The following is a 14,847-nucleotide window of genomic DNA, read 5'->3' on the forward strand; positions in this document are numbered from 1 at the left end:
CAAATAGTGAATCTTAGGGTCGGGAAACTCAGTCCAAGGGCGGCACAGGGAGCCCGCGCTTGGCATAGAAGGCATCGACGAAGGCGGCCAATGTACCCTGTTGAATAGCCTCGCGCAAACCAGCCATCAGGACTTGGTAATGACGCAAATTGTGGATGGTATTCAACATGCTACCCAGCATTTCCCCGCACTTGTCCAGATGGTGCAGATAAGCACGGGAGAAGTTCTGGCAGGTGTAGCAGTCACAGGTGGGATCCAGCGGCGAATCATCATGGCGATGGAACGCGTTACGGATCTTCAGCACGCCTGTATCGATGAACAGATGCCCATTGCGGGCATTACGGGTTGGCATCACGCAATCGAACATGTCCACACCGCGGCGCACACCCTCTACGAGATCTTCCGGTTTGCCAACGCCCATAAGGTAACGAGGTTTGTCAGCCGGCATCAGGCCCGGCAGGTAATCCAGCACCTTGATCATTTCATGCTTGGGCTCGCCCACCGACAATCCGCCGATGGCCAGGCCGTCAAAGCCGATCTTGTCGAGGCCTTCCAGCGAGCGCTTGCGCAGGCTTTCATGCATGCCGCCCTGGACGATACCGAACAACGCCGCGGTGTTATCGCCATGGGCATTCTTCGAACGCTGCGCCCAGCGCAACGACAGCTCCATGGAAATACGCGCGACGTCTTCGTCAGCCGGGTACGGCGTGCACTCGTCAAAAATCATCACGATGTCGGAGCCCAGGTCGCGCTGCACCTGCATCGATTCTTCCGGGCCCATGAACACCTTGGAACCGTCCACCGGCGAGGCGAAGGTCACGCCCTCTTCCTTGATCTTGCGCATGGCGCCCAGGCTGAACACCTGGAAACCACCGGAGTCGGTGAGGATCGGGCCCTGCCACTTCATGAAGTCATGCAGGTCGCCATGCTTCTTGATCACTTCCGTGCCCGGGCGCAGCCACAGGTGAAAGGTGTTGCCGAGGATGATCTCGGCGCCAGTGGCAACGATGTCACGGGGCAGCATGCCCTTGACGGTGCCGTAGGTGCCGACCGGCATGAACGCCGGGGTCTCCACGGTGCCGCGCGGGAAAGTCACGCGACCACGACGAGCTTTACCGTCGGTGGCCAATAATTCAAACGACATACGACTCATAAGTTGTCCTCAGGGCCGCGCGGCGCCGGGTTGCGGGTGATAAACATCGCATCACCGTAGCTAAAAAAGCGGTACTCGTTGGCGATGGCCGCTTGATAAGCCGCCATGGTTTCCGGGTAACCGGCAAAGGCCGACACCAGCATCAACAGCGTGGATTCCGGCAAATGGAAATTGGTGACCAGGCAATCGACCACATGGAACGGCCGGCCCGGGTAAATAAAGATATCGGTGTCGCCACTGAACGGCTTGAGCACACCATCGCGCGCCGCACTCTCCAGCGAGCGCACGCTGGTGGTGCCCACGGCCACCACCCGTCCGCCGCGCGCCTTGCACGCGTTAACCGCATCCACGACGTCCTGGCTGACTTCCAGCCACTCGCTGTGCATATGGTGGTCTTCGATGTTCTCCACACGCACCGGCTGAAACGTCCCGGCCCCCACGTGCAGGGTCACATAGGCGCTTTCGACGCCCTTGGCGGCAATCGCATCCAGCAGCGGCTGATCGAAATGCAACCCGGCCGTCGGCGCCGCCACCGCACCGAGGCGCTGGGAGTACACCGTCTGATAGCGCTCGCGGTCCGCGTCTTCGTCGGGGCGGTCTATATAAGGAGGCAACGGCATATGGCCGACGCGTTCCAGCAGCGGCAACACCTCTTCGGCAAACCTGAGCTCGAACAGCGCATCGTGGCGCGCGACCATCTCGGCCTCGCCACCGCCATCGATCAAGATGACCGAGCCCGGTTTCGGCGACTTGCTGGAGCGTACATGGGCCAGCACGCGATGGCTGTCCAGCACCCGCTCCACCAGAATTTCCAGCTTGCCGCCGGAGGCTTTCTGGCCAAACAGCCGCGCCGGAATCACCCGGGTATTGTTGAACACCATCAAATCGCCCGGGCGCAAATGCTCAAGCAAATCAGTGAATTGACGGTGTGCGAGGGCACCGCTCGGCCCGTCCAGGGTCAGCAGTCGACTGGCGCGACGCTCGGCCAACGGGTGGCGAGCGATCAGCGAATCAGGGAGCTCAAAAGTAAAGTCAGCAACGCGCATGATGGGGTTCGTCTAGCAGGGCCGGGAAGTCTAGCGGAAATAGTGAAAATTGACCATGAAACGTGATTGACCAACGGTAATCTCATCTCTATACTTCGCCGCCATTGAGCCCTGATGGCGGAATTGGTAGACGCGGCGGATTCAAAATCCGTTTTCGAAAGGAGTGGGAGTTCGAGTCTCCCTCGGGGCACCATCTTAAAAAAAGACCTTGAAATTCAAGGTCTTTTTTTTCGTCTGTAGAAAAGTGGGTGGCCGGCTGATTCATCGCTCACCGCCCACTCCGAGCCTGAAACAGTCCAAATGTGGGAGCTGGCTTGCCTGCGAAAACGCCAGCCCACACACCCTCAAACCACCCGCCTAAACACCCACCGAATCCCCCTCCTCCGTCACCCCATTCGGCAACATCCCATTAGCCAAATCATCCACCACCGCCTTCGCCATCTCGCCCAAATAATGCGCGGCCCAGGCGTAGCGATCGGCGCTTTTGTCCATGGCTGCATCCAATGCCAGCATTTTTGAACAGTGGAGAAGCTCGGAGGCATGCTCCAGGGCATCACGGATGGGCACGCCAGAATTGACGCGGAATAGCCGGTGGAGGCTGGGCTGTTTGCCGCAGGTGGAAAAGGTGATGACGCCGAGGGTTTTGTTGAGGGGTGGGTTGATCATTGGGCACCTCCGATCTGAGCGGCGGTGTCGATTGCGGTACTGCCAGGGTACGACCTATCAGAAACGCTCATTGCTTAAGCTCCTAATGTAGTGAGCTGCCACGTTCGTTTCTCATGCGAATGGGTGGCAGCTATGCGCGGGTTGAGAAACCGGGACAATAGGAACCCGGCAGACCCGAAGGCCTCCCACGCATAGCCGCCATTACACAGACATGCGAGCACAAAAAAGCGCCAACAGTCTAATGGATGGTGGCGTCTATGCGCCTATTGTTTCTCGGATTCTCAAGTCCGGTCGCTGGGTTGGAAGCGACGGAGGGAAGGTAGCGCAGGAGTGATTTGGGTTGGAAGCCCGTATCTGTGGCGAAAAGTTTCCGGCAAGTAACCTGGTGTTTGCGAGCGTCGGCAAGGGGAAATCGAAGTCAAGCCGCGATACTCCCCACCAAAACCATCGCACCCACCTTTACACGCCTAATATCGAACTTAAGCGCTGAAGCTTTTTTCACACCACCGCCGCCTAGAATGGTATGTCTTCCTCTTCCTCACCATCAATTCCCATATCACAAAGAATTTCATCGATTGCTGCATTTACACCCATTGCAATTCGCCGAGCCTCAGAGTAAATATTACTCATAACGCCGAACGCACTCGGCATACTATTCTTGATAGTTACATCCGACACACTTTCCACAACATCGCCAATATCATTAATTATGGTCAACCATATATCATCCCCTCCAGCCGCCTCCTTAATACTAATTCTAATAGAATAATTTGGATATGAAACCTGAAAAACCCCTTCGCGATCTGTAGCCTCCCAAGCAACCTTACCTGCTAGAGTCTGCTTGCGAAGCCCTCTAATAAGTTTAACAACTTTTTCATCCGCCATTTAAACCTCCACTCCCAATATCATTTCGAACCCTAACGAAAACCGTCTGGAGCGCATCATAGTCTTTTGAAATTGACCGAGTTAATCTGTCACGCTCTACAGGCACTTTTTTTACGAGATAATCTATAACCGCCTTTTCCATGGAAGATGATCTAGTGATTGCAGACTGAAGAACTATTAAATCATCATTAGTTAAAAAAGGACTACCTGCACGTATAGCTATCAGATGACTCCTCAAACTATTACATCTTTCAGGCAGATAATACATATTATCAGACAAATACATCCTTCTTATTTCATCCATCACAGCCAACGCCGTCGCGAAAGACTCTACTGTTTCGCTGCGCTTTATATCAATATGGATACTTGCAACAGTTGCAGCAGCTAATTCCGATGCGGTTTTGGATTTAGCAGCAGCCCGATAGGTAATGGAAAAACCAACAAAAGAAATTAACAACCCGAGAAGTCCAGCATAATCTCCGATGCGGTAAATTTCGAGAAAGTGGTTGAAGCTGTCAAACATCATGGCCTTCCTATGGCTGACCCGCACCTATTTCACCCATGATGCCACTTTGCCCCATAGGTGCCTAGTGATCTTTGTCCGCTTTCACGCCGCCAATGCGCTAAGTTTTTATAGCTTAAAATTTGTTCAGTCGGTCAAGAGCACGGCCATAGTGGTGGCCCTACGCCCCACCAGCTACCCTAACTATCCAACACCATCAGTCATGGACCCAATTTAAATGCAGCCACCTAAGAAATACTCAGTTGTTTTGGTAGATTTGGATGGTGGGCACACGCTCTATCCGATGAAAGAATGGTGCCGTCAGAACCCAAATGAAGCACCACCTTTCGATCCAAGTACAAACTCTCAGCAACTTCGTCGTGCATTCACTCGCATGGGCTGGGTCACTGAGGAAACTGAAACACAGGTTCTGGTCCTGCATCCCGGCACACCTAAAACCGCTATCCAAGCCATCGAAGACGAAGACCTGGCTCTTGAAGACCAAGACACGCCCGACTCAGACCGAGAGACGGTTTTTGAACTGGAATGGCAGCTACGCGACTTCATATCTCACAACATCGAATCACTGAAACTGGAAGGCAACCCCCTTCGCCTTTACGTCGATTCTCAAGGTCGTGATGGAGTTGAATACCCTACGGGCGTCGGTCCAATCGACATTCTCGCACTGGATTCAGATGATTCGTTCGTGATCTTCGAACTGAAACGCGGACGTGTGGCAGACCGTGCTATCGGTCAGATCAGCCGCTACATGGGCTGGATCAAGAAGAACCTTGCGCAAGGGAAGATAGTGAAGGGCATCATCGTCGCGAAATCCATCAGCTCAAACCTACGTCACGCCATCGTGGCGATGCCTAACGTCTCGCTTTTTGAGTATGAAGTAGCGTTCAGCCTGAACCAAATCTTTGAAGCAGATGGACCAGGGTCGAAGCGTGAGTAGCTTTAACCGCTTTCCCTAGCTCGACGTACGTCATCACAGGCATCTACCAACTATTTTGAACCGCCTCGAAGGCCTACGGGATTCAAGCGAATCGTTGGCAATTGCAGCCCACTACTCACCAGAGCCACCCCATGCTGATTCAACTTCTAACGAGCCTCCTACCCTCTCTCACAATCCCAAACACGAAGGTGCATCTCGCCCAGCACGACGGACTTGAACATCCAATGGACGTGTACTTAGCGGGAGATTTTGACGAGTGGCAATCGTGGCAGTCCCGACGCAATTTTGATTGTGAGTATGTAATTGGTCTGGTCGAGTTGCCGGGCACGAAGAAATGGCTCCTGGCAGGCGTGTACGACTCTTTGAAGCTGAATGACACGAAGGGCGAAAAGGAGAACCGGGACTTCGTTTACGACTACCGCCGTGTGCCTGAGTTTGCCGAACTGGAAGGACGTTTGATCCTCGACTACACAAAGCCCCGAGGCAATTACCTTTGGCTGGAAACCTGCCTCAAAAGCATGGTCGTGTCCTCCCTTCTGGAAAAACCAATGACTGTCGGCAGGTTCCCGGGTTTCAAGGAAGTGGACGTGTCCCACGCTGAGCTGAAAATCATAGTCAACCAAGCCTTGGAATCCTGGCAAACAGCCCTGTCCAGCGTGGCGGGCGTCTACCTGATCTCTGACCGCACGAAGGGTGAAGAACAACTTTATGTTGGCTCGGCGACCGGCACGGGCGGTCTTTGGGATCGATGGTCGAATTACGCCAATAGCGGGCATGGTGGAAACGTTCGAATCAGAGATCTACATACGAAGCGTGGAAAGGATTTCGCGGAAAATTTCAGATTCAGCATCCTTGAAATCGCAGACAAGCACACCGGCAAAGAAGAAATGATGCTGAAGGAGGTCCACTGGAAACGCCGCCTGCTGACTCACGATAGCGGGTTGAACGGAAACTGAAATCTAGGGAAAAATAGTCTTTCCCCTTCCGTTCATACTTTTGTGCAACGCCACACCCCTGCACACCAGCATCGCTACACTGCCCCTCCACACCTCACGAATGGATTCGAAATTGCGCCGGTTTGCCCTTCCATTGCTTGCGTTGCTCCTTGGCTTCCTGGCCTATCTCATAATCACGTTCGCTATCACCGTATGGCGCAGTCCGCAAAGCGTCACGCTGCTGATTGGTGCTTTCTACGACGAAGGCATCGTGGTCAATAAAAACCCGGTCAAGGCTGCAGAGTGGTATTTGCGCGCCGCTGAAAACGGCGAGGCTGTCGCTGAGTATAAAACCGGCATTTTCACTTACTACGGGCGTGGCGTAGCGGTAAATCATTCCAAGGGCCTGGAGTGGATCACTCGGTCGGCTGAGCATGGAAACCCGGATGCGCAGTATTTCCTGGGTATTTCCAATATTGCGGGCGAGGATCAACCCAGGAGTTTTGCCCAGGCAGCCATGTGGTTTCAGAAAGCCGCCGAACAAGGACATGCCAGAGCGCAAGGAGACCTCTCCAGGCTTTATTACCGAGGTGATGGCGTTGAGGTCAGCGATCAGCAGGCGTTCGCATGGGCAAGTAAGGGCAGTGCTCAAGGAGATGCCGAGTCACTCATACAACTGGCAACGCTTTACGCGCATGGCAGAGGCGTACCCGTTGATCTTGAGGGCTCGGTCAAGCTACTTGCCCAAGCAGCCGAGACCGGCAATGCCAAGGCTTACGAAATGATGGGCGCCGCGACGCTCAGTGGCAGCGGCACGCCCAAGGATGTGCCCGCCGCAGTGCAGTGGTTTACCCGTGCTGCCGAGCAAGGCCGGGCCGATGCGCAGTTCATTCTCGGCTTTCTCTATAGCAGGGGTGATGAAATACCGGTCGACTACCCGACAGGTAATCGGTGGCTGCTCAAAGCTGCGGCGCAGGGACACGCATTTGCAACCGCGATCCTCGCTGTGCAGATGGACACCGGCCGAGGTTTTGAACCTAACAAGCTCAAGGCGTGCGGGCTTTTACGCGTAGCGTTGAGACGTAAGCTGCCTAAAAATGAAGATGAAATGCGCAGCCAGCTTGAGCGCGAAGAAAAAGCCCTATCGCCAAGCCAGTTGGACGAGGTTTCGGCGCTGGAAAACCTCTATTCAACTCCGGAAGGGCTTGAAGGACTGATGGCAGATATAACGAGCGGGCAGTAAGCAGGCCAAAGCGAAAATAGCGTTCATAAGAACAAAGGGGACAAATTTATTTCTTAGAAAAATAAATTCGTCCCCTTCTCGGGTTTCGATTGCGTCCAACAGTCTTTCGACGAAGTAACATAGGAAATCATGGCATTCACTTTTACCTGCGTTGTGTCCCTGCTTTTTTGGACTGTTGTTTCATTAATCACAGGAGCTGAGGAGCCTTGGGACCTGGCCAGTTATTGGACCATCATCTATCCCGCCGCGCTTGCGTTGTCAGCGCTTCTTGGAGCCGTGCTAAAAAGCGCCCAGTGGTCCGCAGGCGCCGTCGTAATGCTTGCTCAGATCCCGGTGATTTTGGTTACTTCTGGTGCTTCCCCGTTGCTGGGTGTCGGTATCCTGTATGCGGCTGTTCTCTCAATTCCGGCGATAACGCTATCTTGGCTCGCCGGCAAAGTGCGGCAGGCCTACACCACGCCATAAGGCCCTGGTGGTTCTTTCTTAAAAATTAGACGGTTGGAAAATAGTCGCTGAAGCTATGAACCCAGCGCCCTCACTCAGGCTTGGCGTCAGGCACCCACAATGTGCACGATGTTGCGGCCTGGGCGATCAGCCAGTCATGATCACGTTTGGCGAAGGGCCGTGGCATCCCGGCAGAGACCCGAAGTGCCATTCTGTGGGCACCCGTGACTTCGCTTTCACTCGGGGTCGCCTCCCCCAGTTTTGTATTGTTTTTGAGCCCGCCAATGGCTCCATGCAGTGCGAGCGCCTGTTTGTAGGTGTCGGCACTCTCTTCAACGATAGATACCGCGATAAAAGCGGCATTTGAGCAGCGATCCATCTTTTCCCACTGCTTCAGTTGCGCTTCTGTGCCGAGGGCGGCCGCTGATGACAACAAGACCATAAAGCCAACTAAACAACGCATTGTTTGCCTCCTTTCAAATAACTGACCGCTGTAATACCTCATCAAAAGCTGGCGAGCAATATGGGCAAGACTTACTCCACGTATCCAATAAGCCTCTAACAACTGCCAAACGCTTCACAACAAGGGGTCTTTTTTTTCACGCGCAGAACAGTGATCATCGCCCTCCCCTAAAGCCCCAGGAACAGAGACCATGGAATTGACGCTGGAAGCGGTTGCGCTTTTTGCACTGAAGCTGGTGCATGAGACAGACGGCGGCAGTCCGGTTTTGCGAGATGATCTGGTGATGCAAGCGTATGACCGCGAGGTGTTTGGGTTGTTGGTGCGCCAGGGGGATGTGGGGACAATTCAGCTCAAAATTGATGAGTGCATCAGGCAGGCGCTGACAGCACTGGGTGGAACCGATACGGTAATGGGGCGCGAACTGCAACGACTGGCAACCGCCGTACACAATACGGACCAGCTCGACGCACTGGTCGCACCGCTAACCACCCTCAAGGACTACCTGAAAGACATCCAGTGAATCGGTGATCAGCATTCCGGCGAGATACACCATCAACACCGCCACCCCCGCATCCAGCCAGCGCCACACCACCCGCGTTCGAAACAACCTCGTCAAGCGCTGGCAGCCAAGCGCCAACACTACAAACCACAGTAGCGACGCGGTCATCGCCCCCGTCGCAAAGAGTGCTTGCTGGCCTGCCGGTTTAGCGGCACCGATCGAGCCGATCAGCACGACGGTATCGAGCCACGCGTAGGGGTTGGCAAAACCCAGCACCATTGCCGCACGCAACAGCCCTCGTTGCGAATGGCCGACCTGGGTGTCCGGCATGGACTGGTCACGCAGGCAAGCCAGCAAGCGCTGGCCACCGAACCACAGCAAATAGGCCGCGCCGGAAAGTAGCAACAGCGCTACCAGCTTGGGACGGCTGTCCAATAGCGAACCCAAACCTGTAATGCCCACGGCGATCAACAGCATATCGGAGACTACGCAGACGGCGACCACTCCCCAGATGGGGCCACGGCTGACACCTTGGCGGATGACCAAGGTGTCTTTCGGGCCTGGGGCTGCGAACAGACCGATGCCCAGGAGCAAGCCTTCGAGGTAGAGCGCACTGAAGTAGGGAGCCATAAAGTATCCGTGCCCATGGGCACATTTAGAGGAGCTGAATAGGCTGGTTACCAAACCGGATGTGACGGGCGTTTACGGCGCCACTCATGTCAATTGCCTGCCTGCGGAAAAAACTGGTTAGCACATGCCCTGGGCTCGGGTTCGCAAAGTAGATCAACGAGCTTCTGGCTATCGGCCTCTGAGGCGCGAGAACCGCGTGATAAGCCGCAGGAATTGCATGGTCAGACAGCTCAGTCAGCAGAGACCCTGCTAGCACCGCAATCTCATTTTCCAAAAGACGCACAGGTTCAAGCGAGCCCCCTTTCACCAAAACCAGCCCTTCGCGGGTAGGTTTGATAAAAGACAACATATGACCGTCTTCATGAGGATCTTGGGCGAATCGACGCTCAATATTTACAGCCTGAGCACCGTAGACACATAACTGCACGTAGGAAGCCAAGCGAAATGGGGCAAGTGGGGCTACTCCAAACTCGTCGCAGATGCCGTCCATTAACTCCTGCGCCAACGTGCTGATCTGTTGTTCAAAGATATCCACCGCCGCGAAAAAACCACTTCGGGCGAATTCAAAACCTATTCGTTTGGACGCATGCGCAGGCCAGTAACAGAATCGCTCACAGAGGTCAGGCTGGTCGTCAATACCTGAATACTCAGCACCAAATGGGAAAAAACCGTCTGTGTCCTGACTGAACGAAAATTCTGCCTTGGTTGCTTGGGAGATTGACGAGTATCCATCAACAATTTGTTTGTAGTTTCCCAGCATGACTTCAGGTATTTGCAAGATACCGAAGCCTGATCGAACAATGGATTCACAGCATTTTTTTATTTGAGTCATAGCTATATCCAAAGATAGATGTAAAGGAATGCAACACACACTAGGTTCGCAAGCATGTGAGAAACCGCGACACTGGATATAGCCAACCAAAAATAGGGACCTATCCATGTCCTTCACAACGTCGCCAACTGGGAGTGAGTGTGCATTGCTCATTACACGTAGCGGCGAGCAGGTTGTTCTTTTTGACGAACAAGGTGAGCAGCCTCGCCGAGGACTGGGGATCACAACCGAATATGAGTATCAAGACACGCGACACCCTCCGAGCCCTGGTCGTACGGCGCAGCCGGGAACTGGGTAAGTCCATGACAACCCTGGCCAAGGAGGCCGGCATTTCCCGGACCTACCTATACGGGCTGGCAGGCGGCGCCTCACAAGATCCCTCGGTACGCACATTAATCAAGCTGGCCAAAGTGCTGCAGGTTTCCCCGCTGTTGCTGTTTCGTTACTTCGCCGACTTGGCGGGCGCTCCGGTTGACTCCAACTCAATGGCTACCACCAACCGGGCTGTAGGCCTGCGTGATTCAAGCGACATCGCCGTCTTCAACGCAGACGTCACCACGCCCGACCAGACCGTCGTGCTGCCTGGCGAAATTTTTCAGAAAACATGGGAGATCCAGAACCTCGGCACACGCCCGTGGCGGGGTCGAAAACTGGTACGCGTTGACGGTGAATATGTCATAGCCCGACGCACCGCCACGGGCGCGCCATTGGAAGTCGTGATGGACACGCATCTGCGCAGCCTTAACAACGAAACCTCTATCGCCGATACACTGCCCGGCCAACCGGTGCATATCACCGTAGAGTTCGCCGCCCCCAAGGAGACCTGTACGGTCACTTCCATCTGGCGGATCGAGGATGAACATGGGCAACCGTGCTACGGTCCTGAGTTCATTTTGCATGTGATCGTAAACGTGATGGCGCGCTGATCTACTTGCGCCCTTCCACCGCCATACGCACCGCCAACCCCATCAACACCATCCCCATCAACCAGCGCTGCACCACCTGCCATCCCGGCCGTGTAACGAAAAACACTGCGATAGACCCCGCCAGCGTGGCAATCACCGCATTCACGCTCACGCTGATGAGAATCTGCGTGAAGCCCAACACCAGGGATTGCATCAGCACACTGCCGTGGCCGTTCGGGTCGATGAACTGCGGCAGCAACGACAGGTACATCACCGCCACCTTGGGGTTCAGCAGGTTGGTCACCAGGCCCATGGTGAATAGTTTGCGCGGGCTGTCCTGGGGCAGGCGCTGCACCTGGAACGGCGAGCGGGCACCCGGTTTGATCGCCTGCCAGGCCAGATAAGCCAGGTACAGCGCCCCGCCAAACCGCAGGGCGTCGTACGCAAAGGGCACCGCCATCACCAGCGCCGTAATGCCCAAGGCCGCGCACAGCATATAAACCAAAAAGCCCAACGCAACGCCGCCCAGGGAAATAAACCCGGCGGTGCGCCCCTGGCAAATCGAGCGCGAAATGAGGTAAATCATGTTCGGACCGGGCGTCAGCACCATGCCGAGTGATATCAGCGCATAGGCAAGCCAACTGGACAGTTCAGGCATGGTCAGGCTCCCGAAATATTTGGTCAACGTTGTAGGGTTGGACGCCATGGTAGGGCGTTCAAAATGCGCGCGTCAGATACAGATTCGTGATCAAAACGTCATACACCGTCCACACCATTCACCCAGGGGCAGGCACATGATTGACTTCAATAACAAAGGCTTCTTCAAGCTCAAACAAAACAACGAGTACGCCGAACGCGTGGCTTCATTGCTGCTGGATGGCGAAGAGGTAGTGGACGCGTACAAGGCCATGCGCGACGGCGTGGTGTTCACCACCAAGCGCATCATCGCGGTGAACGTACAGGGGATTACCGGCAGCAAGAAGGATTTCACGTCGCTGCCGTATAAGAACATCGTGGCGTATTCGGTGGAAACGTCGGGGACGTTTGATCTGGATTCGGAGTTGGAGATTTACTTTTCGTCGCTGGGGAAGGTGAAGTTCGAGTTCACCGGCAAGACGTCGATTGTGGAAATTTCACGGTTGATTTCCAAGCACTTGCTTATTTGATCTGCGGGCGAAAAAGACCCTGGCTTCCCAAGGTCTTTTTTACTGCCTGCACACGGATTAAACGATGTATCCCGATCAAAATGGGGAGCTGGTTAAGTACAGCAATCGTAGTCTAAAACTACAACATTACCTCATAAGGCCCAAGCAGCTTACTGGTCTGCACTAGCCCCTGCCGCATCAACATCTCGAGATACCCTTCCCCATTCATCGGCGGCCTAACCAGTGCACGCCTCTGCTTCTGCACTGCCGCCAACACGGCCGCTTGATCCAAGTCCCAAAGGTCCGAGATAAAGTCGTCGGGATGCATCGGTTCTATGTCATAAGCCGCGAGTACTCGCACTGGAAAGTCTTTCAAGTTAAAGGTCACGATAACTTCCGCCTTACTCCGAATCGCCGCGGCCAGTACGTGACGATCATCTGGATCAGGCAAATCCAAACTTGAACACAAGTCTTCGTACCCTGTTACCAACGCGTCCGGTATGGCCTTGTCCATCAATGCCGAAATTTTATCTACCTGGTCGGGAGTGAGATCAGGTCGGTTCTTGAGGACGTTACGCTTCCACTCTTCATGAATCTGTCGGGTCCATCGCGCCCGGTACAACCCGGATAAACCAAGCCACATCAACAAATCCCTGAGAGCCGCCGGGTACAGAACACAGGCGTCGTAAACCGCAGTGAAAGGCGAACATCTCATTCGTCATACCCCAATCCCAACTCCCGGGTCTGCCGTACCAGTTCCTCCATCGCCTCTTGACTTTCTTCATCGCGGCGCTGTTTGAACGCCATCAAATCGGAAAATCGAATACGCCGATGACGACCGGTCTTCGTAAAGGGAATGGCGCCTTCTTCAAGCATCTTGACCAGATGCGGGCGTGAAACGTTAAGCAGGTCGGCAGCTTCCTGGGAGGTCAATTCAGCATGGACGGGTACAACTTTGACGGCATTACCCAGCGCCAGCTCACCCAAAATATCAACCAGCAGGCGCAGCGCGGATGTGGGGAGTACAAGGGTGTGGGGCTTGTCTTCTTTGTCGAAGATGTCGATGCGCTGGGTTTCGAATTTGGTCGATAGCAACGAAGCCAGCTCGCGTTGGCCTTGCACAGCGGCTTCGACTTCCTTTTCCAGCGGAGGAATTGTTTTGGGAAGGTGATTGGTGATCATGATGCTGCTCCGTCGTAACTTAACTCAACGGGCTCAACCTAAACGAAACAAACGAAAATCGCAATATTCGAAACCCAGTGATATTTTTGTCTACTTTTCCCACGCCCACCGTCGAATACTGCCAATTCCAGCCCCCTGATCACCCCCCGTAGGCTCACTCCCTCGCACAAGGAAGTGAGCCGGTCATGTCAGAACGTTTTTATCCACCGACTGAAGAACAGCTACGCAGGCAACGAATCCTGACCCCGCAACCGTCACGCGTGCCCTATTCGCTGGCGATTGTTCCATTCGAGCCATCTCCGGCCCCAACTCCCACGCCAACCAAACCTCCCGGCTGCGTCTTCATCAAGCCCTGCCAATTGCCTGACGGCTTCACCCGTTACGCTGACTCCACCGGTTATTTCCCGCTGGAGTTGGTCAAGGAGTACGCGCATTTAAGCCTGTTGGGCGGGCGCGAGGTGGACGGGCGAGGCGCGGTGGCCTTGCGCAAGATCGGCGGGAGCGCATTGCCCGCTGGTTTGGGGCAGTTGGCTTTGCGTTCGGCGGCTTGGGAGTCGGCGGTGACTGCCGTCGGCTCTGTCGCTGGTGGCCTGTTGACGGGGTTGGTGGCGCTGGCTTGGCCGTCTGAACTGGGTGATAGCGCGCTCTACAGCGAAGAGCAACTGCGCTCGATGGCGCAGGCGCGGTCGCAGATGCGTTTGCATATCGAGCAACGCGAGGACGGCACGCTCAAGGGGTATGGGTTTTACGCCGGCAACCATCCGAACTGGCAGATGATCGATGTGGTGCAGTTCCAAAGCCGTGGCGATCAGCTCGTGGCGGATTTGGGCGAGGGCGTTGAGCTGATCTGGACACCTGCGGTTGATCCGGGGGACACGCTGGGTATTCCTGCATTGGAAGCGGCGCCGCAAGCGCCAGTGATCTGGATTTACCCGCCGACGGAGAAGGCGGCGCAGATTCTGGTGAACCCAGTTTATCCGCCGGAGTATCGGGATTTTATTCTGGTGTTTCCGGCGGAGTCCGGGGTTCGGCCGTTGTATGTGGTGGTTAATGAGCCAAGAAAGGGGCTAAGAAACCCAGATCATGATTACTTCCCTGCGCCCGAAACCGAGGACATAACAGGCTTCCCTGGTTTAATTCCCCAAAAGCCTGTGACACGAAGAAAAGGCGGAGCGGGCTTACGTGAACGATGGATAGACGCAAAAGGAAGGAAAATACTTGAATGGGATTCCAAGAAAGGCGAGCTGGAAGTTTATCGAAACAGTGATTTAGAACACCTCGGTGCCTTTGACCCCTATACAGCCGAACGTCGAGGACCGGCTGACCCCAAACGCCGAATTTACCGATAAAGAGGAACAT

At 54.8% G+C, this 14,847-nt stretch carries 19 protein-coding genes and 1 tRNA gene; 9 read left to right on the forward strand and 11 right to left on the reverse strand.

All coding sequences use genetic code 11. The features are described from left to right. Nucleotides 1-28 precede the first annotated feature (28 nt). On the reverse strand, nucleotides 29-1,144 hold the full coding sequence (gene tgt / locus C4J85_RS22150) for a tRNA guanosine(34) transglycosylase Tgt (protein ID WP_162279259.1): 1,116 nt from the start codon (nucleotides 1,142-1,144) through the stop codon (nucleotides 29-31). 5 nt (nucleotides 1,145-1,149) lie between these two features. Further along, nucleotides 1,150-2,199, reverse strand: a complete 1,050-nt coding sequence (gene queA / locus C4J85_RS22155; RefSeq protein ID WP_124410709.1) for a tRNA preQ1(34) S-adenosylmethionine ribosyltransferase-isomerase QueA — start codon at nucleotides 2,197-2,199, stop codon at nucleotides 1,150-1,152. A gap of 108 nt (nucleotides 2,200-2,307) precedes the next feature. On the opposite strand from queA, the gene C4J85_RS22160 reads away from it, so the two are divergent. After that, nucleotides 2,308-2,392, forward strand: a tRNA-Leu gene (locus tag C4J85_RS22160). A 164-nt stretch (nucleotides 2,393-2,556) separates the two neighbouring features. Here C4J85_RS22160 and C4J85_RS22165 read toward each other — a convergent pair. The 3 genes from C4J85_RS22165 to C4J85_RS22175 all read right to left on the reverse strand — a co-directional run bounded on the left by C4J85_RS22165 (nucleotide 2,557) and on the right by C4J85_RS22175 (nucleotide 4,273). Further along, the gene (locus tag C4J85_RS22165; RefSeq protein ID WP_124405208.1) at nucleotides 2,557-2,865 is read right to left on the reverse strand and encodes a DUF3077 domain-containing protein; all 309 of its coding nucleotides are present in this window, start codon (nucleotides 2,863-2,865) and stop codon (nucleotides 2,557-2,559) included. 513 nt (nucleotides 2,866-3,378) lie between these two features. Beyond that, nucleotides 3,379-3,750 (reverse strand): hypothetical protein, encoded by a 372-nt coding sequence (locus C4J85_RS22170; RefSeq protein WP_124405209.1) that lies wholly within the window; start codon nucleotides 3,748-3,750, stop codon nucleotides 3,379-3,381. After that, nucleotides 3,740-4,273: a hypothetical protein gene (locus tag C4J85_RS22175; RefSeq protein ID WP_124405210.1), complete on the reverse strand. Its 534-nt coding sequence runs from the start codon at nucleotides 4,271-4,273 to the stop codon at nucleotides 3,740-3,742. The genes C4J85_RS22170 and C4J85_RS22175 overlap by 11 nt, the downstream gene beginning before the upstream one ends. A gap of 217 nt (nucleotides 4,274-4,490) precedes the next feature. Between C4J85_RS22175 and C4J85_RS22180 the strand changes: the two genes are divergently transcribed. From C4J85_RS22180 to C4J85_RS22195, 4 genes are all read left to right on the forward strand, one after another. Further along, nucleotides 4,491-5,210, forward strand: a complete 720-nt coding sequence (locus C4J85_RS22180; protein ID WP_124405211.1) for an endonuclease NucS domain-containing protein — start codon at nucleotides 4,491-4,493, stop codon at nucleotides 5,208-5,210. 131 nt (nucleotides 5,211-5,341) lie between these two features. Further along, the gene (locus tag C4J85_RS22185; RefSeq protein WP_124405212.1) at nucleotides 5,342-6,166 is read left to right on the forward strand and encodes a GIY-YIG nuclease family protein; all 825 of its coding nucleotides are present in this window, start codon (nucleotides 5,342-5,344) and stop codon (nucleotides 6,164-6,166) included. Between the two features lie 112 nt (nucleotides 6,167-6,278). Continuing rightward, the gene (locus tag C4J85_RS22190) at nucleotides 6,279-7,388 is read left to right on the forward strand and encodes an SEL1-like repeat protein (protein WP_124405213.1); all 1,110 of its coding nucleotides are present in this window, start codon (nucleotides 6,279-6,281) and stop codon (nucleotides 7,386-7,388) included. A 129-nt stretch (nucleotides 7,389-7,517) separates the two neighbouring features. Next, a complete protein-coding gene (locus C4J85_RS22195; protein ID WP_124410710.1) occupies nucleotides 7,518-7,853 on the forward strand; it encodes a hypothetical protein in 336 nt (111 codons plus the stop codon). A gap of 70 nt (nucleotides 7,854-7,923) precedes the next feature. Here C4J85_RS22195 and C4J85_RS22200 read toward each other — a convergent pair whose 3' ends face one another. Beyond that, nucleotides 7,924-8,295 (reverse strand): hypothetical protein, encoded by a 372-nt coding sequence (locus C4J85_RS22200; protein ID WP_256657425.1) that lies wholly within the window; start codon nucleotides 8,293-8,295, stop codon nucleotides 7,924-7,926. 190 nt (nucleotides 8,296-8,485) lie between these two features. On the opposite strand from C4J85_RS22200, the gene C4J85_RS22205 reads away from it, so the two are divergent. Then, nucleotides 8,486-8,815, forward strand: coding sequence for a hypothetical protein (locus tag C4J85_RS22205; protein WP_124405215.1), 330 nt, complete (start codon nucleotides 8,486-8,488; stop codon nucleotides 8,813-8,815). Here the strand turns inward: C4J85_RS22205 and C4J85_RS22210 are convergent. Beyond that, nucleotides 8,777-9,424 carry a LysE/ArgO family amino acid transporter gene (locus tag C4J85_RS22210; RefSeq protein WP_124410711.1) on the reverse strand — a complete coding sequence of 216 codons (648 nt, stop codon included), beginning with the start codon at nucleotides 9,422-9,424 and terminating at the stop codon, nucleotides 8,777-8,779. The two genes, C4J85_RS22205 and C4J85_RS22210, sit on opposite strands and share 39 nt — an antisense overlap. 25 nt (nucleotides 9,425-9,449) lie before the next feature. Next, nucleotides 9,450-10,256 (reverse strand): 2OG-Fe(II) oxygenase family protein, encoded by an 807-nt coding sequence (locus C4J85_RS22215; protein WP_124410712.1) that lies wholly within the window; start codon nucleotides 10,254-10,256, stop codon nucleotides 9,450-9,452. 182 nt (nucleotides 10,257-10,438) lie between these two features. Here C4J85_RS22215 and C4J85_RS22220 point away from each other — a divergent pair, with 182 nt between their 5' ends. After that, nucleotides 10,439-11,182, forward strand: a complete 744-nt coding sequence (locus tag C4J85_RS22220; protein ID WP_256657811.1) for an NBR1-Ig-like domain-containing protein — start codon at nucleotides 10,439-10,441, stop codon at nucleotides 11,180-11,182. A gap of 1 nt (nucleotide 11,183) precedes the next feature. Here the strand turns inward: C4J85_RS22220 and C4J85_RS22225 are convergent, their stop codons facing one another. Next, the gene (locus C4J85_RS22225; protein ID WP_124410713.1) at nucleotides 11,184-11,819 is read right to left on the reverse strand and encodes a LysE family translocator; all 636 of its coding nucleotides are present in this window, start codon (nucleotides 11,817-11,819) and stop codon (nucleotides 11,184-11,186) included. A gap of 136 nt (nucleotides 11,820-11,955) precedes the next feature. Here C4J85_RS22225 and C4J85_RS22230 point away from each other — a divergent pair, with 136 nt between their 5' ends. After that, entirely contained in the window at nucleotides 11,956-12,327 is a 372-nt protein-coding gene (locus C4J85_RS22230) for a PH domain-containing protein (protein WP_124405218.1), read from the forward strand. 118 nt (nucleotides 12,328-12,445) lie between these two features. Here C4J85_RS22230 and C4J85_RS22235 read toward each other — a convergent pair whose 3' ends face one another. Together C4J85_RS22235 and C4J85_RS22240 are read right to left on the reverse strand one after the other, a co-directional pair. Further along, nucleotides 12,446-13,021, reverse strand: coding sequence for a PIN domain-containing protein (locus C4J85_RS22235; RefSeq protein WP_124371779.1), 576 nt, complete (start codon nucleotides 13,019-13,021; stop codon nucleotides 12,446-12,448). Continuing rightward, nucleotides 13,018-13,488, reverse strand: a complete 471-nt coding sequence (locus tag C4J85_RS22240; RefSeq protein WP_124405219.1) for a helix-turn-helix domain-containing protein — start codon at nucleotides 13,486-13,488, stop codon at nucleotides 13,018-13,020. The genes C4J85_RS22235 and C4J85_RS22240 overlap by 4 nt, the downstream gene beginning before the upstream one ends. Before the next feature lie 185 nt (nucleotides 13,489-13,673). Here C4J85_RS22240 and C4J85_RS22245 point away from each other — a divergent pair, with 185 nt between their 5' ends. Beyond that, nucleotides 13,674-14,837 (forward strand): S-type pyocin domain-containing protein, encoded by a 1,164-nt coding sequence (locus C4J85_RS22245; protein WP_124410714.1) that lies wholly within the window; start codon nucleotides 13,674-13,676, stop codon nucleotides 14,835-14,837. Nucleotides 14,838-14,847 lie beyond the last annotated feature (10 nt).

The sequence above is a fragment of the Pseudomonas sp. R4-34-07 genome (genome assembly GCF_003852375.1).
Lineage (GTDB): Bacteria > Pseudomonadota > Gammaproteobacteria > Pseudomonadales > Pseudomonadaceae > Aquipseudomonas.